Source organism: Paenibacillus sonchi, from assembly GCF_016772475.1.
Lineage (GTDB): Bacteria > Bacillota > Bacilli > Paenibacillales > Paenibacillaceae > Paenibacillus_AQ > Paenibacillus_AQ sonchi.
Genome location: NZ_CP068595.1, coordinates 4,636,816 through 4,657,871 on the forward strand (window position 1 = coordinate 4,636,816; position 21,056 = coordinate 4,657,871).

Genomic DNA, 21,056 nt, shown 5'->3' on the forward strand with positions numbered 1-21,056 from the left:
GCCGCTGCACCCCTTTAGTAGAATGAAATATAAACCAAACTAAAGTCTATGCTTCCAAGCGGGCGTTGTCCGAAGACGAAACAAGGGAGCATAGGCTCACAAAACTTTTAGGAGGACTACCCACTAATGTTGAAACTGGAAAAATACGATCTGCCGACAGAAGGCGAACAAATTACAATCGAAGACGGCAAGCTGCTCGTTCCGGATCATCCGATCATCCCGTTCATCGAGGGTGACGGTACAGGCCGCGACATTTGGAAAGCCTCCAAACGGGTACTGGATGCTGCAGTAGCCAAAGCCTACGGCGGCAAGAAGCAGATTGCCTGGTACGAAGTATTTGCCGGTGAGAAAGCCTTCAATACATATGGTGAATGGCTGCCGAACGATACGCTGGAAGCAATCCGCGAGTATATTGTAGCTATCAAGGGGCCGCTGACTACGCCAATCGGTGGCGGTATCCGTTCCCTGAACGTGGCCCTGCGCCAGGAGCTGGATCTCTATGTCTGCCTGCGTCCGGTACGCTATTTCGATGGTGTGCCTTCTCCGGTGAAGCATCCCGAGCTGGTGGATATGGTGATTTTCCGTGAAAATACAGAGGATATCTATGCCGGCATCGAGTACAAGGAAGGCTCCGCAGAAGTGAAAAAGGTTATCGAATTCCTGCAGAACGAGCTGGGCGTGAACAAAATCCGTTTCCCGGAAACTTCCGGGATCGGCATCAAGCCGGTATCCTCCGAAGGCTCGAAGCGCCTGGTGCGCTCTGCGGTGGAATATGCAATCAAGCATGGCCGCAAGAGTGTGACGCTGGTGCACAAGGGCAACATCATGAAGTTCACTGAAGGCGCATTTAAGAACTGGGGTTATGAAGTGGCGGAGCAGGAATTCGGCGACCAGGTCTTCACCTGGAACCAATATGATGCCATCAAGGAGAAGAGCGGCGAGGCGGCTGCAAATGCTGCCCAGAAGGAAGCGGAAGCATCCGGCAAAATCATCATCAAGGATGCGATTGCGGATATCGCCCTCCAGCAGGTGTTGACCCGCCCAACCGATTTTGATGTGATCGCCACGCTCAATCTGAACGGGGACTATCTGTCCGACGCGCTTGCTGCGCAAATCGGCGGGATCGGCATTGCGCCTGGAGCGAATATTAACTATGTTACAGGACACGCTATTTTTGAGGCTACACACGGCACTGCACCGAAATATGCCGATAAAGACGTAGTCAATCCGGGTTCGGTAATTCTGTCCGGCGTAATGCTGCTTGAGCATCTGGGCTGGCAGGAAGCGGCGGATCTGATCTACAAAGGCATGAGCACGGCCATCAACAATAAGACCGTTACCTACGATTTCGCCCGCCAGATGGAAGGCGCAACAGAGCTGAAATGCTCGGCCTTTGCTGACGAAATCATCAATCATCTATAAGACCAACCATCCTCAGCTTATGCTGCGAAGTCAGTTTGCCGAAGCTGTGTCAAGGCTGGATATGCTCACTAAACTCTTAGGAGGATAAACGTGGCTATCAAACGTAATAAAATTACAGTCGTAGGCGCCGGTTTTACCGGCTCCACCACGGCGTTAATGCTTGCCCAAAAGGAGCTTGGCGATGTGGTGCTTCTGGATATTCCCCAGCTGGAGAACCCGACCAAAGGCAAGGTGCTGGATATGCTGGAGGCCGGTCCGGTACTGAAGTTTGATGCCCGGATTACGGGTACCTCCAGCTACGGGGATGCGGCGGATTCGGATATTGTCATCATCACGGCGGGGATTGCGCGCAAGCCGGGAATGAGCCGCGATGATCTCGTCAACACGAATGCGGGCATTGTAAAATCGGTGTGCGAGAATGTGAAGCGTGTGGCGCCTGAATCCATTGTCATCATCCTGAGCAATCCGGTAGATGCCATGACTTACGTGGCCTTTAGAACGCTGGGCTTTCCCAAAAACCGGGTCATCGGCCAATCCGGCGTGCTGGACACCGCCCGTTACTGTACTTTTATCGCCGAGGAGCTTAACGTTTCGGTAGAGGATGTGCGCGGCTTTGTTCTGGGCGGCCACGGGGACGACATGGTTCCGCTGGTGCGGTATTCCAGTGTCGGCGGCATTCCGATCGAAACACTGATTCCGGCAGAGCGGATTGCGGAGATTGTGCAGCGTACGCGGGTAGGCGGCGGTGAGATTGTCAGCCTGCTTGGCAACGGCAGTGCTTACTATGCCCCTGCAGCATCTCTCGTGCAGATGACCGAAGCGGTTCTGAAGGATAAGAAGCGGATCATTCCCGTCATTGCCCTTCTCGAAGGAGAATACGGGTACGATGGTCTGTTCATGGGTATCCCGGCGCTGCTGGGTGCTGAAGGGATTGAGAAGATCTTCGAACTGGAGCTGACAGCGGAAGAAAAGGCGGCTCTCGATAAGTCTGCAGATTCAGTACGTGCGGTAACTTCAGTGGTTACTATCTAGGTCCATACGGACGCAAGCCCTCATTTCCATACTAGAAATGAGGGCTTTCTTTTCATAAGCTATGTGGTTGGGTATAATAAGAATGTAACTTATATCACAGCGAAAAATGAGGAGGCTAATTATGGATCGGATTTTCTTTTTCTTACATATGATCGGGACCTTGGCGCTCGGCTTCTATCTGGTGCTGCCGTTTATTCTGAGCGGTACGGCCAAGCTCTCTGCTTCAGCCAAAGAGGGAACGTTAAGCGCTATCGGCGGATTTAACCGGTTCGCCCAGTATGGTCTGGTCATTCAACTGCTGACAGGGGGCTATATGATTTCACAAGGGGATTATACCGTAGCCTGGATGGTTGTGGTTGTAGTTCTCCTGCTGGCGATGTTCGCCCTGGGCGGCATCATGGGCAAGCCGCTGCGTCTGGCAGCTGCCGGAATGCGTGAGAACCGCGATGTATCCGGCCATACCGCGAAGCTGCGCACCCTGAGCCTGCTGCTGATGGTTGTGCTGATCGTAATGATGTTTTTTATGGTGTACAGACATATCATCTAAGTTGAAATCTTGTAAAATGGCTCTGGCGGCTCCGGCTGCGTGGGCCTTTTTTTTGCGGGTATGCGGAGATAGGTGATGATGACGAGGTGCCGTCCCCACCCAAAACGGTTGGATTTTTTGTTTGGATCACCTGGAAGTGTGGTAAGTAACATAACGTAAAGCGATTGTATAATTGATGACGCATAAGCCATCCTAATACGATGTGGTTACTTCCCAAAAAAGTTGCACAGCGAAAGGAGAATGGATCATGCCAGACAACAAGCAATCCACAAAAACTTTGCCACCTCAGGTGCAGGACCGGCAGCCCGGAATTGAGAGCGAGATGAAGCCGCGCCCGGAATTTGAAACCTCAAGCTATAAAGCGGCAGGCAAGCTGCTGGGCAAGGCGGCGCTCATTACGGGAGGCGACAGCGGCATTGGGCGCGCGGTTGCCGTTCATTTTGCCAAAGAAGGTGCGGATGTGGTCATTTCCTATCTGAATGAGCATGCCGATGCCGAGGAAACGAAACGCCAGGTCGAGCAGGAGGGCCGGAAGTGTATTCTGGTTGCCGGTGACATCGGGGTAGAAGCGTTCTGCCAGGATCTGATCAACAAAACGGTGGAAGGCCTGGGCAAACTCGACATTCTGATCAACAACGCCGCCGAGCAGCATCCGCAGGACAAGATTGAGGATATCACCTCGGAGCAGCTGGAGCGGACGTTCCGCACCAATATTTTCTCCATGTTCTATTTGACCAAGGCCGCCATGCCGCATCTGAAAAAAGGGTCTACAATCATCAATACGACATCGATCACAGCCTACCGGGGCAGCCCGCAGCTGCTGGACTATTCGTCGACCAAAGGTGCAATTCTCAGCTTCACCCGCTCGCTGTCGATGAATCTGGCGGAAAAAGGCATCCGTGTAAATGCCGTAGCTCCGGGCCCGATCTGGACACCGCTGATTCCATCCACGTTTGATGCCAAAAAGGTCAGCGAGTTCGGCGGCACACAGCCGATGAAACGTCCGGGACAGCCGGAAGAGCTGGCTCCGGCCTATGTCTACCTGGCCTCGGAGGATTCATCCTATGTCAGCGGGCAGGTCATGCATGTCAATGGCGGAGAAATTGTCAACGGCTAAGTGCTGGTGTGCAAACCAGGCTTGCTTAAAAATACAGCAGCAGTTTAAGAGCGTGCCCTCGCGGCCCGCTCTTTTTGCTGCACATGCCAAGTGCCAGGGAAGCAGTTTTTCGGCAAAAGGGATAGCTTTTCCGAGGAATTATATGTTAATATGAACCACGTCAGCAACTGAATATTGGAATTGTCCCTAGGGGTGCCGCAAGGCTGAGACGAACGTTCCGTTCGGACCCTTTGAACCTGATCTGGTTAAAACCAGCGTAGGAAAGCGGAGAATGAATGAACTGCAGCGGGGTTGTATCCATACGCCCGTATTCCTGTACAAATTTATGACTGCCTCCTATCGGGGGGCGGTTTTTTTGTGTGTCCGGCCTGCTCCAAGAATATAGCGAAAAGAAGGTGAAGCTGTGGCGGAGATTCATATGATCTCGGACGGGAAGCTGGAGCCGGGAAGGTTCATTAATCTTGCAGCGGCTGTATATCCGCTCGTGGACTACATCCACCTCCGGGAAAAGCACCGGCCCGCCCTGGAACTGCTGGGCATGGCGAAGCAGCTGCTGCTTGCGGGGGTTCCCGCTTCCAGCCTGGTCATCAATGACCGGCTGGATGTTGCGCTGGCCGCCGGTGCAGGCGCTGTTCAACTGGCCTGGAACAGCCTGCCGCCGGCCGCGGCCCGTGCCGCCGCTCCCGGCCTGCGGCTGGGAAGGTCGGTGCATTCCGCGGCGGAAGCTGCGGAAGCGGGCCGGCAGGGGGCCGACTATGGCCTGTTCGGCCATGTTTTTCCTACCGCCTGCAAACCCGGTCAGCAGGAGCGCGGTTTGGGGCTGCTGGCGGAAGCGGTGCGCCGCAGCCGTATTCCGCTGATTGCCATCGGCGGCATAGAGCCGGGCAATGCCGCTCAGGTGATCCGGTTGGGCGCAGCCGGGATTGCGGTCATGTCCGGCATTTGCGGTGCGGAAGACCCTGTGGCCGCCGCGCGTGCTTACCGGTTGGCGGTCCGGGAGGCTTGAGTGGGAGTCAGTCTCATCCGGTTCGTGCTGCTCTGGATGTCATAACGCAAAGGAGGTGAGAAGGCATGAATCTGATCATCAATGGCAAAGCCCTGGAGATTGCGGAAGACTGCCGGACGGTAGCAGATCTGCTCAGCCGGCCCGAATGGAGCGGACGGCTTGTGATCGTGGAGCGCAATGGGGAAATTGTGAACAGGGAGCATTACGCCGGGACATCGTTCAGCGAAGGAGACCGGCTGGAGCTGGTGCATTTTGTAGGCGGGGGCTGAAACGATGTTTTCGGATGCGGGCCAATGCGGGTGTTTCAGTCCCATGGAGCTCTCGTTCAGCAAACCCGGAAGTTATTATCCTATTCTATACCAGGAGGCGAGTTTATGTTAGATCCATTTGTGATTGGCGGCATCACATTATCAAGCCGGCTGTTCATCGGCACCGGCAAATACAGCCGGAATACGCTGATTCCCGAGGTGGTCGCGTCTTCAGGCTCACAGGTGATCACGGTTGCCCTTCGCCGCGTAGATCCCGAGAGCCGCGACAATATTGTCAGCCATATTCCTCCCCATATGACCCTGCTGCCTAATACGTCAGGGGCACGCACCGCCGGGGAAGCGGTGCGGATCGCCCGGCTGGCCAGAGCCGCAGGCCTTGGCAACTGGGTCAAGATTGAGGTCATTAACGATCAGAAATATCTTTTGCCGGATAATCTGGAGACCATCCGGGCTACGGAGATACTGGCCGCCGAAGGTTTTGTAGTGCTGCCGTATATGAGCCCGGACCTCTCCGCTGCAATTCGGATGAAAGAGGCTGGAGCAGCCGCAATTATGCCGCTCGGCTCGCCAATCGGCTCGAACCGCGGCCTGCGGACCAAAGAGCTGCTCCGCATCCTCATCTCGGAGGTGGATCTTCCGGTTATTGTTGACGCCGGTATCGGCCGCCCGTCCGAAGCGGCGGAAGCGATGGAGCTGGGGGCCTCCGCTGTGCTGCTCAATACGGCTATCGCCACCGCCCGTGATCCGCTGCTGATGGCCGAAGCCTTTCGCGAAGCAGTTTCCTCAGGCCGCAAGGCCTATTTGGCCGGACTTGGTCCGGTGGAAGAGACGGCGGTCGCCTCATCGCCTTTGACCGGATTTCTGAAGTGATTCTAAGCCTAACCGAAAGGAGGGAGAACCATGAGTTTTTATGAATCATTGGCCCGTCTGGAGCAGCTTCCTTACGAGAGCCTGTGGCAGCAGTTCCAAGTGGAGGATGTGAAGCGGGCACTATGCAAGGACCGCCTGGAGGAAAGCGACCTGCTGGCCCTGCTGTCCCCGGCTGCGGAGCCATGTCTGGAGGAGATAGCCCGGCGTGCCCAGCGGCTGACCCGTACGCATTTCGGGCATGTGATGCAGCTGTTCACACCGATGTATCTGGCCGATTTTTGTGTGAATCACTGCACCTATTGCAGCTTCAGCTCCATTTATGATTTTCCGCGAAAAAGATTGACGCCGGAGGAGGTCAGACAAGAGGCGGTCGCGATCGCCTCCACAGGCCTGCGCCATCTTCTGGTGCTGACCGGAGAATCGCGCAGTGAGAGCCCGGCTTCTTATGTGAAGGAATGCGTAGAAATTCTGCACGAGTACTTCCCTTCCGTAAGTATTGAGGTGAATCCGCTGTCCACTGCGGAATACCGGGAGCTTAGAGAAGCGGGAGTGGACGGTTTGACCCTGTATCAGGAGGTTTATCATCAGGAAACGTACCGGAAGCTGCATGTAAAAGGTCCCAAAAGAGTCTTCCGCAACCGGCTGGATGCCCCCGAACGGGGCTGTCAGGCTGGTTTCCGCTCTGTTAACATCGGTGCACTCCTTGGGATGTATGACTGGCGGCAGGAGGCGTTCATGACCGCGATGCATGCGAGGTATCTGCAGGACAAGTATCCGGAATGCGAAATCGGCTTGTCCGCCCCGCGTTTCCGGCCGTATTTGGGGGAGTTCAATCCGAATAGCGATGTTACGGACCGGGCGCTGGTGCAGATTATTTTGGCGTACCGCCTGTTTCTGCCCCGTTCCGGCATTACTTTGTCTACCCGGGAGCCAGCCCCGCTGCGTAATCATCTGATCCACCTGGGCATCACCAAAATGTCTGCAGGCGTCTCCACTGAAGTGGGAGGACACTCCCAGGATGGCGGAACTCCGCAGTTCGAAATTTCGGATGAACGGAGTGTAGAAGAAATTACAGACATGCTTAAGGCAAACGGCCTGCAGCCGGTCTTCAAGGATTGGGATCTGCTGAGGCTGCAAGCGTAAAGAGAGGATCATTAGCGCGCAGCTTGTCTACTACTCATCACGGTGTCCCGTCCTCCAGGGCCTGTCCGCTGTCTGTTCCGGCTGACAGTTCGTCCAGGGACAGCTCGAAGCCGGGGGCCATATGGGCCAGAAAATATTCCATTTCCGGCATCTCAAGCCCGCGCAGCTTCGCGGCGGTCTGCGCTTTGGCGGCGGCAAATTCGCGGTTGCCTGCGGCGACCTCCCAGACGCATTTCAAATAAGCGTCGAGATGGTCAGCCGCTTTGACATAACGCAGCAAACGGGCATCTTCGGAGCCGTAAGGGCTGTCCTGCGGCTGCAGGAGCGGCGCATAGACGGAGGTAAGCTCCGGCGGAATCATCCCTTTCAGCCGCTCGGCGGCGATCCGTTCCATGTCGCGGAAGCTGGACAGGAGATGCGGGTTGTTGTGCTTGACCGGCGTGGCGATATCGCCGGTAAAAACCTCGGTGGCGTCATGGAACAGCGCCATTGCAGCCGCCCGGTCGGCGTTCAGCGAACGGGCAAAATGGACGTTGCCGATGGAGCAGAGCATATGCGACAGCAGGGCTACCTGGAACGAGTGCTGCGCCACGTTCTCCGGTGCGGTGCTGCGCATCAGGCTCCAGCGCTGGATATACTGAAGCCGGTACAAATAGGCTGAAAAATGGTAATTCAATTTTAAAGTAACCCCTTTCATGCGTGGTTTAATATGTTATGATAAAGTTAATTGTAACAGAGTTTGGACAACCACAAACGCATGGAGAGGAGCTGGACTGAAGATGCAGCATTTTGAAGACAGCGTTTATGATCTGATTGTTGAAACCTCCACCAATCTGCCGGGCGATGTGCGCCGGGCAGTAGCCAAAGGACGCGCCCTGGAGGACCACGCCACCCGCTCCGGTCTCGCACTCACCACCATTGCGCAGAATATCGGCATGGCTGAGCTTCAGGTATCGCCAATCTGCCAGGATACGGGGATGCCGACTTTTATTATTCATACGCCGGTAGGTGTGAATCAGATTGAGATGAAAAAGGATATTCATAACGCCATCATCCGTGCAACGAAAAACGGCAAGCTGCGCCCTAACTCCGTCGACTCCCTGACCGGCGAGAACAGCGGGAATAATCTGGGCGCCGGCACACCGGTGATTCATTTTGAGCAGTGGGAAGAAACAGGGGTTGATGTCCGTCTGATCTTGAAAGGCGGGGGCTGTGAAAACAAGAATATCCAGTACAGCCTCCCGGCGGAACTGGAGGGCCTTGGCAAAGCGGGCCGCGATCTCGACGGTATCCGCAAATGCATCCTCCACTCCGTATATCAGGCTCAGGGACAGGGCTGCAGCGCAGGTTTCATCGGTGTGGGCATCGGCGGGGACCGGACGACCGGGTATGAGCTGGCTAAGAAACAGCTGTTTCGTGAAGTGGAGGATGTCAATCCGAATGACGATCTCGCCAAGCTGGAAGAGTATATTATGGAGAATGCCAACAAGCTGGGGATCGGCACGATGGGCTTCGGCGGAGAAGTGACACTCCTGGGCTGCAAAATCGGCGTAATGAACCGGCTTCCGGCCAGCTTTTTTGTCTCTGTGGCCTATAATTGCTGGGCATTCCGCCGCCAGGGCATCCTGGTTGATCCGTCCACCGGCCATATTCAGGAATGGCTGTATGAGAGCGGCACGGGAATCTCCGTGGGGGCTGAAGACAGCGCTGTACCTGCTGCTGTGCTTGAGGCCGTGGGCGGCGCTGCCGAAGGAGCAGACTGCGGTGTTGTATCCGAGGATGCGGCGATCCCTGCTGCACCTGCCGTACTCTCGGCTGCTGAAGCTGCGGCGGGGGAATCCCGGGAGGTCCGGCTGACCACGCCGGTCAGCGAGGAAGACATCCGCAGCCTGCGGGTGGGCGATGTAGTCATCCTGTCTGGAGAAATGCACACCGGCCGCGACGCGCTGCATAAGTATCTGATGGACCATGAAGCACCGGTGGATCTGAACGGAGCGGTAATCTATCATTGCGGCCCGGTCATGCTGAAGGACGAGGAAGGCTGGCATGTAAAAGCGGCAGGCCCGACTACCAGCATCCGTGAAGAGCCGTATCAGGGCGACATTATCAAGAAACTCGGCATCCGCGCTGTCATCGGCAAAGGGGGAATGGGCCCCAAGACGCTTAAGGCGCTGCAGGAGCATGGCGGTGTCTATCTCAACGCGATCGGCGGTGCCGCGCAGTATTATGCCGAGTGCATCAAGAAGGTGAACAGCGTCGACTTCATGGAGTTTGGAATCCCGGAGGCCATGTGGCATTTGCAGGTTGACGGCTTTGCGGCCATTGTAACGATGGATGCGCACGGCAACAGCCTCCATGCTGACGTGGAAAAGGATTCTGCCGCCAAACTGGCGCAGTTCCGGGAACCGGTGTTTAAATGAGCACTCCGAATAAGCGGCCTAATTAGAGTGCTCGGTAAGCAATCCCAATAAGCGCCCAAAACTTGTCCATTAGTACTTTCAAGCCTTCTTCCATTTCTCATGGAGGGGGCTTTTTTTTCAATTATTCTAAAATGCGCTGGCAGCTGAAGCTTGTGCACCTACGCAAACGGACAGGCTTCAGCCCTCTGATTAGGCAGCTGGCAGGCCCCAGACAGAAATCAGAGGTGGCTGTGCATAAATATACATAAAAACCATAAATTTCATATTATGTTTGGTGGTTGTAAATACCGTGAACCCAATAATCCATAGGAATTCTCCATTCCGGTGAGGGATATTTATTATGCTTGACAACGCATACATATACATGGTAATTTTTATGAGGGAAACCGGTTTCTTTATCCAGCGGCATAGTTTTGTAAGTTATGTAAGGGTATTCACAGGCAGTAAAGTTCGACATGCGCTCTTATGAGAGGGAGATGAGGAATGAAACGAAAACTATGGCTTATTCCGGCTCTAATTACGTCCATTGTTCTGTCTATTACAGCTAACTTGTTTGTGCTTCCGCCTACACAGGTTGAGGCAGCCAGCATTGGGACTGTTACTGAAAATGACACGATTTATCAAATTATGGTAGATCGCTTCAATGACGGGGATACCTCCAATAATGCTACCGGTGCGGCTATCCGCTACGGTGAAAACTCGGAGGAGGATTTCCGCTATATGAAGGGCGGCGATTGGCAAGGGGTTATCGACAAGCTGCCCTATATTCATAACATGGGGTATACCGCGATTTGGATCTCTCCGGTGGCAGAACCGCAGGTGACAAGCCGCGACAACAACGGTACAGGAAAAAACACAGCGTACCACGGTTACAATGTTAAGAACCCTAATGCTGCCAATCCTTACTTTGGAACCAAAGAAAAGCTTAAGGAACTGGTGGATTCCGCGCATGCGCTCGGCATAAAAGTCATTATCGACGTTGTGCCGAATCACATCGGAGACTATATGCTGGGCAGTCAGGCTTATTATGATATTCCAGGACTGCAGCCCGCAGCTCCGTTCAATAATCCGGCATGGTATCACCATAATGGCGATATTAACTGGTCACTGGCTGACGGAAGATATGATCAGTGGGCTCAGGATTATATGGAGAATCACGACCTTGGCGGACTGGATGATCTCGACCTTGACGTCCCTGCGGCCAAACAGGCTATATTCAATTCCATTAAAGGGTGGTTTGACTACACGGGAGCAGACGGTGCGCGTGTGGATGCCGCCAAGCTGATCAAGCCGACGGATATCGGTGAACTGCAGAATCTTCTGGGAGTTAATACTTTTGGTGAGAATTTTGACGGCAATGCCGAATTTGTCTCCCGCTGGGTAGGTCCCAACAAGGAGTGGGGCATGCTTGATTTCCCGCTGTTCTTCTCGGTGCTGAACAGTTTCGCTTACGGACAGTCCTTTGATTCCAACATTAAGAGCACACTTGCTCAGGATTCTTATTACAACGGGAATGCGAACCATATGGTTACTTTTATCGACAATCATGACCGCAACCGTTTCTTGACGGAAGCTGGAGGCAATGTAGACAAAATGCAGAATGCATTGTCGTTTATCTTTACGGTCCGCGGAACACCGGTGGTTTTTCAGGGGACTGAACAGAATAAAGGCAACGGCAACGGCCAGATTATGACAGGCGGAATCGCCGATACCTGGAACCGCTGGTCGATGGTGAAGCGGGATGCGGGCGGCAATGTTCTGGAGAATTACTTTAACGAGAATACCAGCACTTATAAGCATATTGCCAAACTGAATGAAATCCGCAAAAATAACCCGGCGCTGCGCACAGGCACCCAGCGTGAAATGTGGTCAGCCCAGAATCTGTACGCCTTCTCGCGCCGTATAGACAGCGGAACCAATGTGGGACAGGAAGTCATTTCGGTTTTCAGCAATGCATCCGGCGGCTCACAGACAGTTACAATTCCGCTGCGCGCAGAAAGCTCTCTGACTGCAGGAACAGTTCTGATTAATCAACTTAATACTTCCGACAAGGTAACCGTGCAGGCAGGTGGAACAACCGGCAAGCAAATTACCGTAACAGTGGGAGCGAACTCGGCCAAAATCTATTCCAAAACACAACCGGTAGTAGATACCGAGGCTCCGTCAGTTCCAAGCAATGTAACAGCCACCGTGCAGAATGCATCCAGTGTGCTCGTAAATTGGACAGCTTCTACGGATAATGTCGGGGTTACCGGTTATGAAATTTACCGCAACGGAGTCAAAATCGGCACATCAGCAACCACATCGTATACAGATAATACTGTAGCATCACAGACCAATTACAGCTATACGGTAAAAGCTTTTGATGCCGCAGGGAACCTGTCGGCATTCAGCGCAGCGGCTCTTGTGACCACTCCAGCCGGAAATAATGTAACGATCTACTATAAGCAAGGCTACACTACACCTTACATCCACTACCGTCCTGTTGGCGGCACCTGGACGTCAGCACCGGGAGTAGCCATGCCGGCAGCCGAAGTGTCCGGCTATAACAAGATCACGATTAATATCGGCTCTGCCACCCAGTTGGAGGCCGCTTTTAACAATGGCAGCGGCACCTGGGACAGCAACGGCGGCAGCAACTATCTGTTCGGCACCGGCACCTGGACCTACACGCCTACAGGAAACATCAAATCGGGGGGACCGGTGACACCGACAGCCACGCCAACACCGACGCCAACGGCCACACCAACAGCAACACCAACGCCAACAGCCACGCCAACGGCAACACCAACAGCAACACCAACGGTAACACCGACTGTTACACCTACGGCGACACCAGTTGGCAATTCAGTGACCATTTATTACAAAAACACAGCATTTACGAACTCTTATATTCATTATAAGCTGGACGGATCGACAGTGTGGACCACTTCTCCGGGAGAGCAGATGCAGGCATCATCTTACTCTGGCTACAAGGCGGCTACGATCCAATTGGGCAGTGCCGCAGGGCTGACCGCCGCCTTTAACAATGGCAGCGGGGTCTGGGACAACAATGGCAGCAGCAATTACCACTTTGGAGCAGGCACCTGGAGCCTGGTGAACGGCAGCATTGCTGCAGGAGAACCGCAGGCGGACAGCGTGACTTTCCGGGTGAGCGTGCCGGGTACAACTCCTGCAAACGGACCGCTGTACTTAACCGGCAGCTTCAACAGCTGGAACGCAGCGGACCCGGCGTACCAATTGACCAAAGGCAGCGATGGAGTCTATTCCGTCACAGTGAGCCTGCCCGCAGGCACGGCGGTGCAATACAAGATCACACGCGGAGGCTGGGACACCGTGGAGACCAGTTCAAGCGGTGCGGATATTGCGAACCGGACGCTGACACCAGCCGGTGGAGCGCAAACCGTTAACCTGACCGTACAGCGCTGGAAGGATCAATAACAGCATTAGAAATGCTGCCGGTCATCGCATAAAACATCAAACAAGAAGCGGCTCTGAACGAGCCGCTCTTTGTTTTGCACATTGAAGGGTATCATGTCACTGAAGGGTTGCACGTCAAGCTGTGGCTCGTCAGATTGAGCGGATATATGCTGGACGCCAGAGCATCATGGTTCATTTTACACTGCGTTGATAATTGCTGCGGGAACTGGTATTTTGCCGGAAATGAAGGTAGGATGTTCTCAAGGACACATTCAGAGAAAGAGGATACATCCCATGAGACCGTTTCGCATTCGTCTTACATTCATACTAATGGCCCTGATCGGCATATCCATGATCGGCGCCGGGATCACCATGGCCAAGCTGTTTAAGGATTCGCATATTTCCGCGCTGGAAGAGAACATGTCCCGGGAAATAAAACTGCTCTCCGGTACCTTTCAGTTTACAGACACGGACAGTCCGGGGGCTGTCAGCTACTATACGGAGCAGGCAGAACACATTGCCAAGCTAACCAGTTCACGGATTACTTTTATTACTAAGGACGGCAAGGTCATCGGTGACTCCGAGAAAAATCCGCTGGAGATGGACAACCATTCCACACGCGAGGAGGAAGTGCTGGCGGCAAAAGAGGGGATCGGCCGTGCGATCCGGTACAGTGACACGCTTAACCGCGAGATGCTGTATGTAGCCGGTGCCGTTGTTTCCGACCAGGGCTTTGATGGTTATATCCGTCTTTCCATGGCCCTCGATGCGATCACCGAAGGCTTGAACCGGGCCTGGATGATCATGGCGGGCGGACTGGTGCTGCTGTTCATAGCAGCTACCTTTGTAAGCTACAAGGTTGCCTCCGGCATGACCTCTCCGCTTGAACAGATTACAAGGGTAGCCCGGAGGATTACAGATCTGGATTATGATGCCAGAGTTCCAATGAACCGCAGGGACGAAATCGGGCAGCTTGCAACTGCGATTAATGCCATGGCCGACAGTCTGCAAGCCCAGCTCAAAACGATACGTGACAACGAAGACCTCCTGCAGAGCGTGCTGGATAATATGACAGGCGGCATTGTGATGATTAATGCAGAAGGTGAGATTGCGCTGTTGAACCGGGCGGCGGAGCAGCTGCTGGATGTGAAGAACAGCGAGATGGCCGGCCATTCCTTTAAGGAGCTGAAGCATCACTATGAGCTGAGCCGTTTGATTGAGGAAGGGGTCTCCCGCAATGAGGCGGTTCATGAAGAGCGTAGTATCTATAATCCTACCGAACGGATCGTGCGGCTCGACGGTGTACCAATGATGCAGGACGGCTCCAACCGGGGCATGCTGTTTCTGCTGCAGGAGGTGACGGAAATCCGCCGTCTGGAAAAAATGCGCAGCGAGTTTGTAGCCAACGTCTCCCATGAGCTGAAGACACCGGTCGCTGCCGTCAAGGGCTTTGCGGAGACGCTGCTTGGGGGCGGGGTCAAGGATGAGAAGACCGCGCGCTCTTTTCTGCAGATTATTTATGATGAGAATGAGCGGCTGAACCGGCTGATTGGTGACATTCTGGAGTTATCCAAAATAGAATCCAAACGCGCGCAGCTTGAATGCTCACCTGTGCATCTGATAGAGTTCTTCGATTCCCTGCTGGAAACGCTCAGCAAGGTGGCTGAGAAGAAAAATATCAGCCTGAACGCAGCAGTTCCCGAAGAACTGTTCATGGAGGGGGATGAGGACAAGCTGCGCCAGATCTTCATCAATCTGATCTCCAATGCCATCAATTACACCCAGGATGGCGGAAGTGTAAATGTCATTGTGGTGAACGGCCAGAAGGCCGATGGTACGGAGACAGTCGTTTTTACCGTCAGAGATACCGGCATGGGGATTCCGCGCAAGGACCTGCCGCGCATATTTGAGAGATTCTACCGGGTGGACAAAGCCAGATCGAGAAGCTCCGGCGGAACCGGGCTTGGATTGTCGATCGTCAAGCATTTGGTGGAGCTGCATCATGGCTCGATTTCAGTAGAAAGCGACCTCGGTATCGGCAGTTCTTTTATTCTGGAGCTTCCTCTTCTGCAGGATGAATCACACTGAGGTTACAGGATTTATATGAATAGTTCAGGGCAATATTTCCCTCTAGACGGATTGCCGGCTAAGGCCTGAAGCGATAGTATTAATTTGAACGAAAATTAGAAATAGTAGGCAAGGCACGCTTAATACAGATGTTGAACCCGATGCTGGAGCTGGTGTGAATCTCATTCAAATCGGCTGGAATCTGCATTCTATTGCACGTTCAATCTATATAAGTTTCATGTTCAATCTATATAAGTTTCATGTTCAATCTTTATTAGATTCATGCTCAATCTTTACAGGATTAGTGTGGAAAACCGGAAATATCATGAAACCTTTGTTATTTTACACCGGGTTAACATTCCGGTGATATGATGGGCTTGCCTGCAGTTTTGTAAAATTGAAAACATAGAAGACGGGGGAAACTATGGCACAACGATTGCTTGTCATTGAAGACGAACCAACACTGTCCCGGCTGTTGTCGTATAACTTGACGCAGGAAGGCTATGAAGTCACAGTGGAGGATCATGGAACGGCAGGGTATGACCGTGCGGCTAGAGAACCTTTTGACTTGATCGTACTGGATTTGATGCTGCCGGGGATGAACGGGATTGATATTCTGGATAAGCTGCGCAGCCAGGGCATCCGTACACCTGTAATTGTGCTGACGGCCAAAAATGCCGAAGAGGATGTGGTCAGAGGGCTGAAATCAGGAGCCGATGACTACATAACCAAGCCCTTTGGCGTATCGGAGCTGCTTGCCCGTGTCAGTGCGGTGCTGCGGCGGATTTCCGGCCTCGCCGAAGAAGTTCAGCCGGAAGCTGCAGTATCCGCTTCAACCATTATTCTGGGACAGCTGGAGATCTATCCTGAGCGGTATGAGGTTTCGCTGGGCGGACAGAGCATCAATCTGCGGCCCAAGGAATTTGAGGTTCTGCTGTATCTGGCCCGCAAGCCGGGGGTGGTGCTGACGCGCGATGACCTGATGAATGCAGTCTGGGGCTTCGACTACATCGGCGGGCAGCGTACAGTGGATGTGCATGTCAGCTCCCTGCGCAAAAAGCTGGAGCTCGACCCGGAATCGGTGCATATCGATTCCATTCGCGGCGTAGGCTATAAACTCGTAGTGAACAAAAAAGAACGCCAGTCATTTAAGATGACGGCGTTTTTTTCGTAAACCTGACATGTGATTTTACACAGCGTTAACAATTCTCTTCAACTGCATTTACACTGAAAGCTTATCATGGGGTACGAAGATGATGAGAAGGAGACGCAAAAACTAATGAAATCCATCATTGACATAGAGAAGCTAGATCTCTACTATGAATCATTTCACGCGCTGAAAAGCGTAGACCTGCAAGTGCCGGAGAAACAGGTGACTGCTTTTATCGGGCCCTCCGGCTGCGGAAAGTCCACTTTGCTGCGCACACTTAACCGGATGAACGACATGATCCCGGGTACACGGATTGAAGGCAAGGTCAACATTGGCGGCAAAAATATTTACAGCGATGAGGTAGAAGTGGAAAGCTTGCGCAAGCAAGTGGGCATGGTGTTTCAGCAGCCGAATCCATTCCCCAAATCGATCTATGACAATGTGGCTTACGGGCCCCGCCTGCACGGAATCCGCGGCAAAGCTGAGCTGGATGTGCTGGTTGAACAAAGCCTGCGCCAATCCGCCCTGTGGGAGGAAGTCAAGGATTTTCTGAAGAAATCCGCACTCAGCCTGTCAGGCGGCCAGCAGCAGCGACTTTGTATTGCCCGTGCGCTTGCGGTTCAGCCGGATATTCTGCTGATGGATGAAGCGACTTCTGCGCTAGACCCGGTTTCCACACTCAAAATCGAGGAATTGGTGCAGGAATTACGGGACAAGTATACGATTGTTATGGTCACACATAATATGCATCAGGCCGCACGGGTATCGGGCCGCACAGTATTTTTCCTGAACGGTGTGATCGTGGAGGCTGCGGATACCGAGATGCTGTTCTCGAATCCCAAGGACTCCCGCACCGAGGACTATATATCAGGACGCTTCGGTTGATCGGGGAGCAGTATGCTCCTGGGAATAACAAGCTGACCATATGTTTTTGAGGAGGAACGCTTTTATCATGATTCGCAGAAAAGAATTCGATAAAGATTTGGAAGAGCTGCGCAGCCTGCTGCAGCAGATGGGCGAGCATGTTACAGATGCGCTGGAAGGCGCAATACTGGCTCTGCAGACCCTGGATACTGCCCGTGCACAGGAGATTGTGAAAGCGGATTTGCGGCTGAATGCCATGGAAGACAGAATCATGGAAATCGGCTCGCGGCTTATTATCACCCAGCAGCCGGTAGCGAAGGATCTGCGCCGCATCATTGTTGCCTTCAAAATATCCAGCGATCTGGAGCGTATGGGTGATCTGGCGCTTGATGTGGCGAAGGTCACTATGCGCGTCCAGGGTCAGCAGCTCATTAAACCGCTTGTGGATATTCCGCGGATGGCAGAAGTGGTAACCGGAATGATAACGGAAGCGATCCAGTCCTATCTGGACGAGAATACCGATCTGGCCTACAAAATGGCTCAGGACGACGACCAGGTCGATCATTTGTATAGCGGCATGATCAATGAGCTGTATGCGTTTATGGTTGAAAAACCGGAGTCCCTGAATCAGGCCATGCTGCTGACGCTGGTCGGCCGTTATATCGAGCGGATAGCCGATCATGCCACCAACATTGGTGAGAGTGTAGTCTATCTGGTAACCGGCAAACGTCCTGATCTGAATCAATAGCAGGCGCTTTAGCCCGGTTTCCTCGGAATTGTGCAGTCAGAACGGGTTGGATATTGCTTTGTTCAATGCAGAAGGCAAGCTTTCTTTAATGGAAGCTTGTTTTTTTGTGGCAAAATACTGTTACCGGTTTTAAAGCGGGAAGCGGATGGATATCCTGCAATCAAACAAAATGCCGGGCAATTACGGCTTAGACGTTTTTGCTTGAGCGGGGCATATGTTAAAATGTAAGGAGTATGCAATGTAAAGGCGAGGTGCTAAAGTGGACAAGTTGATTCTTATAGATGGCAATAACATTATTTACCGCGCATTTTTTGCAATGCCGCCGCTGACGAATACCGCAGGGCAGCAGACGAACGCAGTGTATGGATTTACGACTATGCTGCTGCGTTTAATTGAAGAGCATAAGCCGACCCATATGATTGTTGCGTTTGATGCGGGGAAGATTACGTTCCGGCATGAAGGTTATGAAGATTATAAAGGCGGCCGCCAAAAGACACCGCCTGAGCTCTCCGAGCAATTCCCGATGCTGAAGGACCTGCTGCGGAATCTGGGTGTGCCGCAGTTTGAGATTGACGGCTACGAAGCCGACGATATCATCGGCAGCATCTCCCGCGAGGCGGACGAAGCCGGACGGCAGGTCATGATCGTGTCCGGGGACAAGGATATGCTGCAGCTGGCTTCAGAGCATACAACGGTGGCTTTGGTCCGCAAAGGGGTTACCGAAGTCGAAATGTACGGGCCCCGGCAGATCCGCGAGAAGTATGATCTGACACCGCAGCAGATCATTGACCTGAAAGGTCTGATGGGCGATGCCAGCGACAATATCCCCGGAGTGCCGGGCGTTGGTGAGAAAACAGCGCTGAAGCTGCTGCAGCAGTTCGGGTCGGTGGAGGGCGTATTGGCCGGAACGGACGAACTGAAGGGCAAGATGAAGGAGAAGCTGGAGGAGCATGCCGACAGTGCCATCATGAGCAAGAAGCTGGCAACGATATACCGTGAGGTCCCGCTGGAACACGCCTGGGAGGATATGGTCTTCACCGGAATCCGCAGCGATACGGCCGGCCCGGCGCTGGCCAAGCTGGAATTCAAATCCCTGCTGGAACGCCTGTCGCTGAGCGCGTATGCTCCTGCTGGCGGGAACAGCGAAGAGGGCGCCGAAGCCGTAGAGGCTGCTGTGCTGGACATCACCATTGTCCACGAAGCAGAGCTGCCGGACCTGATTGCCGCTTTGCCGGGCATTTCTGCGCTGCATGTCGAGTCTAACGGCGAGAATCCGCACCGTGCCGAAGTGATCGGCATAGGCCTGTCCTCCCCGGAGCGGCACTACTTTGTGCCGTTTGAGCTGCTTAAGAGTCCTGCAGCAGCGAAGCTGCGGGATTGGCTGGGAGATGAGAAGGCGCCGAAGAGCGGGTACGATCTGCACCGTGCAGATCTGGCGCTGCACTGGCAGGGGATTGCTTTTGCCGGAGCGGCTAATGATGTTCAGTTGGCTGCTTACCTGCTGGACCCGACGGAAGCCAACCAGAATCTGTACGACCTTACAGCCAAATATGGCCTGCCCCGCTTGTCTCCGGATGAAGAGGTGTTCGGCAAAGGTGCCAAATATAAAATACCTGAGCTTGAAATTCTGGGCAATCATATCGCCCGCAAAAGCGCCGCCGTGCTTGGCATCGTACAGAAGCAGCAGCAGGAATTGACAGACACGGATATGACCGGCCTGTTCGTTGATCTGGAAATGCCGCTGTCGCGCATACTGGCCGATATGGAGAAGCAGGGAATTGCCGTGAATAAAGAGGATTTGATCGACCTCGGCAAAGAATTTGAAGCGCAGATTTCCAAGCTCGCAGCGGATATTTATACGATTTGCGGCACCGAGTTCAACCTGAACTCTCCGAAGCAGCTGGGGGAAATCCTGTTCGTGAAGCTGGGCCTTCCAGTGGTCAAGAAGACCAAAACAGGTTATTCCACAGATGCCGAGGTGCTGGAGAAGCTGGCTCCTTACCATGATGCGGTCAGATTGATTCTGCAATACCGTACCATTGCCAAGCTTCAGTCGACCTACGTGGAAGGCCTGCTCAAAGAAATTTCCCCGGATACCGGGAAGGTGCATACGTTCTACCGCCAGACCATTGCGGCAACCGGACGTCTCAGCAGCCAGTTTCCGAATTTGCAGAATATTCCGATCCGGCTGGAGGAAGGCCGCAAAATCCGCAAAATTTTTGTACCCTCCGAGCCCGGCTGGTCGATTCTGGCGGCGGATTATTCGCAGATCGAACTGCGCGTACTTGCGCATATTTCCGGCGACGAGCGGATGAAGGAAGCTTTTGTGGAAGATATGGATATTCACACCAAGACAGCGATGGATGTATTCGGGGTCAGCGCCGATCAGGTGGACAGCAACATGCGCCGTTCTGCCAAAGCGGTCAACTTCGGGATTGTGTACGGCATCAGTGATTACGGGCTGTCGCAGAATCTGAATATTTCGCGCAAGGAAGCTTCGCAGTTCATTGAGCAGTATTTCGAAGTGTTCAAGGGAGTGCGCCGCTACATGGATGAGATTGTGGTGGAGGCACGCAAGCAGGGCTATGTCACTACACTGCTGGAACGCCGCCGGTATTTGCCGGAGATCAATGCGAAGAACTTTAATTTGCGCTCTTTTGCCGAGCGTACAGCCATGAATACCCCGATCCAGGGAACGGCAGCGGATATTATTAAGCTGGCTATGGTCCATATGGACAAGGCGCTGCATGAACGCGGACTGAGAAGCCGGATGCTGCTGCAGGTGCACGATGAGCTGGTATTTGAGGTGCCGGAAGATGAGCTGGAGCTGATGAAAACGCTGCTGCCTGAGGTGATGGCAGGCGCTTTGAAGCTCTCTGTGCCGCTTAAGGCGGAGGTAAGTTATGGCAGTAACTGGTATGAAGCGAAATAGGCTCCCCGCAAGGGGAGGATATCCGGTATAATGGAGAAGAGGTGAGACA

At 53.5% G+C, this 21,056-nt stretch carries 16 protein-coding genes and 1 riboswitch; of the genes, 15 read left to right on the plus strand and 1 reads right to left on the minus strand.

The window, feature by feature from the left end; genetic code table 11:
- Positions 1-126 precede the first annotated feature (126 nt).
- The 8 genes from icd to thiH all read left to right on the plus strand — a co-directional run bounded on the left by icd (position 127) and on the right by thiH (position 7,406).
- A complete protein-coding gene (gene icd / locus JI735_RS20495) occupies positions 127-1,422 on the plus strand; it encodes an NADP-dependent isocitrate dehydrogenase (RefSeq protein ID WP_039839886.1) in 1,296 nt (431 codons plus the stop codon).
- 90 nt (positions 1,423-1,512) lie between these two features.
- On the plus strand, positions 1,513-2,454 hold the full coding sequence (gene mdh, locus JI735_RS20500; protein ID WP_039839885.1) for a malate dehydrogenase: 942 nt from the start codon (positions 1,513-1,515) through the stop codon (positions 2,452-2,454).
- A 121-nt stretch (positions 2,455-2,575) separates the two neighbouring features.
- Positions 2,576-3,001 (plus strand): hypothetical protein, encoded by a 426-nt coding sequence (locus JI735_RS20505; protein WP_039839884.1) that lies wholly within the window; start codon positions 2,576-2,578, stop codon positions 2,999-3,001.
- 247 nt (positions 3,002-3,248) lie between these two features.
- Entirely contained in the window at positions 3,249-4,118 is an 870-nt protein-coding gene (locus JI735_RS20510) for an SDR family oxidoreductase (RefSeq protein ID WP_020427960.1), read from the plus strand.
- 178 nt (positions 4,119-4,296) lie between these two features.
- Positions 4,297-4,398, plus strand: a riboswitch (TPP riboswitch).
- Between the two features lie 123 nt (positions 4,399-4,521).
- Positions 4,522-5,124: a thiamine phosphate synthase gene (locus JI735_RS20515; RefSeq protein WP_202676372.1), complete on the plus strand. Its 603-nt coding sequence runs from the start codon at positions 4,522-4,524 to the stop codon at positions 5,122-5,124.
- 65 nt (positions 5,125-5,189) lie between these two features.
- Positions 5,190-5,393 (plus strand): sulfur carrier protein ThiS, encoded by a 204-nt coding sequence (gene thiS / locus JI735_RS20520; RefSeq protein ID WP_020427958.1) that lies wholly within the window; start codon positions 5,190-5,192, stop codon positions 5,391-5,393.
- A 105-nt stretch (positions 5,394-5,498) separates the two neighbouring features.
- Positions 5,499-6,263, plus strand: coding sequence for a thiazole synthase (locus tag JI735_RS20525; RefSeq protein ID WP_060860326.1), 765 nt, complete (start codon positions 5,499-5,501; stop codon positions 6,261-6,263).
- A 30-nt stretch (positions 6,264-6,293) separates the two neighbouring features.
- Positions 6,294-7,406 (plus strand): 2-iminoacetate synthase ThiH, encoded by a 1,113-nt coding sequence (gene thiH / locus JI735_RS20530; RefSeq protein WP_039839871.1) that lies wholly within the window; start codon positions 6,294-6,296, stop codon positions 7,404-7,406.
- Between the two features lie 37 nt (positions 7,407-7,443).
- On the opposite strand, the gene yfbR is transcribed toward thiH, so the two are convergent.
- Complete coding sequence (gene yfbR / locus JI735_RS20535; protein WP_083886964.1) at positions 7,444-8,082, minus strand: 5'-deoxynucleotidase; 639 nt, start codon at positions 8,080-8,082, stop codon at positions 7,444-7,446.
- 103 nt (positions 8,083-8,185) lie between these two features.
- On the opposite strand from yfbR, the gene JI735_RS20540 reads away from it, so the two are divergent.
- The 7 genes from JI735_RS20540 to polA all read left to right on the plus strand — a co-directional run bounded on the left by JI735_RS20540 (position 8,186) and on the right by polA (position 21,007).
- A complete protein-coding gene (locus JI735_RS20540) occupies positions 8,186-9,826 on the plus strand; it encodes a fumarate hydratase (protein WP_202676373.1) in 1,641 nt (546 codons plus the stop codon).
- Between the two features lie 483 nt (positions 9,827-10,309).
- Complete coding sequence (locus JI735_RS20545) at positions 10,310-13,267, plus strand: alpha-amylase family glycosyl hydrolase (protein WP_202676374.1); 2,958 nt, start codon at positions 10,310-10,312, stop codon at positions 13,265-13,267.
- A gap of 273 nt (positions 13,268-13,540) precedes the next feature.
- The gene (pnpS, locus tag JI735_RS20550; protein ID WP_039839857.1) at positions 13,541-15,334 is read left to right on the plus strand and encodes a two-component system histidine kinase PnpS; all 1,794 of its coding nucleotides are present in this window, start codon (positions 13,541-13,543) and stop codon (positions 15,332-15,334) included.
- A 403-nt stretch (positions 15,335-15,737) separates the two neighbouring features.
- The gene (locus JI735_RS20555; RefSeq protein WP_202676375.1) at positions 15,738-16,487 is read left to right on the plus strand and encodes a response regulator transcription factor; all 750 of its coding nucleotides are present in this window, start codon (positions 15,738-15,740) and stop codon (positions 16,485-16,487) included.
- A 105-nt stretch (positions 16,488-16,592) separates the two neighbouring features.
- Positions 16,593-17,348 carry a phosphate ABC transporter ATP-binding protein PstB gene (gene pstB / locus JI735_RS20560; protein WP_020427951.1) on the plus strand — a complete coding sequence of 252 codons (756 nt, stop codon included), beginning with the start codon at positions 16,593-16,595 and terminating at the stop codon, positions 17,346-17,348.
- Between the two features lie 67 nt (positions 17,349-17,415).
- The gene (phoU, locus tag JI735_RS20565) at positions 17,416-18,075 is read left to right on the plus strand and encodes a phosphate signaling complex protein PhoU (protein WP_060860332.1); all 660 of its coding nucleotides are present in this window, start codon (positions 17,416-17,418) and stop codon (positions 18,073-18,075) included.
- A 259-nt stretch (positions 18,076-18,334) separates the two neighbouring features.
- Positions 18,335-21,007, plus strand: a complete 2,673-nt coding sequence (gene polA / locus JI735_RS20570) for a DNA polymerase I (RefSeq protein ID WP_202676376.1) — start codon at positions 18,335-18,337, stop codon at positions 21,005-21,007.
- The last annotated feature ends 49 nt before the right edge of the window (positions 21,008-21,056 follow it).